The sequence below is a fragment of the Mycobacterium sp. E3198 genome, assembly GCF_001667015.1.
Classification (GTDB): Bacteria; Actinomycetota; Actinomycetes; order Mycobacteriales; family Mycobacteriaceae; genus Mycobacterium.
The window spans coordinates 1-696 of the sequence record NZ_LZIS01000013.1 but is presented as its reverse complement, the minus strand read 5'-3'; the positions used below and the strand labels follow the sequence as shown (position 1 = coordinate 696).

Genomic DNA, 696 nt, shown 5'->3' with positions numbered 1-696 from the left:
GCCCACGTTTCGAGGGTCGTCGCGTAGTGCAGCCGCAGCGACTGGGTGCGCGTGATCTTGAAGCCGACCTCCTCCGCGTGCTCCTCGACCGACGGGATCGTCGGTAGCCAGCCGCCCGGGAAGATCTCGGCCAGGATGAACTGGGTGAAGTGGACCACTTCGTGGGTGAGCGGATTGCCCTGCGCCCTGGCCTCTTTGAACGTGGGACGCGTGATGGTGTGCAGCATCATGACGCCCTCGGCCGGCAGCACCCGGTAGGCCATCTTGAAGAAGTGGCCCCAGCGCTGGCGGCCGAAGTGCTCGAAGGCGCCGATGGAGACGATGCGGTCCACCGGCTCGTCGAACTTCTCCCAGCCCTCCAGCAGCACCCGCGTCGAGCGGTTCGTGTCCATCTGGTCGAACATCTTCTGCACGTGGTCGGCCTGGTTCTCCGACAGCGTCAGGCCGACGACGTTCACGTCGTACTTCTCGATGGCGCGGCGCATCGTGGCACCCCAGCCGCAGCCGATGTCGAGCAGCGTCATGCCCGGCTCGAGCCCGAGCTTCCCCAGTGACAGGTCGATCTTGGCGAACTGGGCTTCCTCGAGCGTCATGTCGTCGCGCTCGAAGTATGCGCAGCTGTACCCCATCGTCGGGTCTAGGAAGAGCGCGAAGAACTCGTCTGAAACGTCATAGATCGATTGCGACTCTTCGTAA

At 64.1% G+C, this 696-nt stretch carries 1 protein-coding gene; it reads right to left on the bottom strand.

Annotation, left to right across the window (positions count from 1 at the left end; translation table 11 throughout):
* Positions 1–677, bottom strand: a 677-nt coding sequence (locus A5673_RS02300) for a cyclopropane mycolic acid synthase family methyltransferase (RefSeq protein WP_082958506.1), incomplete at its 3' end; no start/stop codon positions are given.
* Positions 678–696 lie beyond the last annotated feature (19 nt).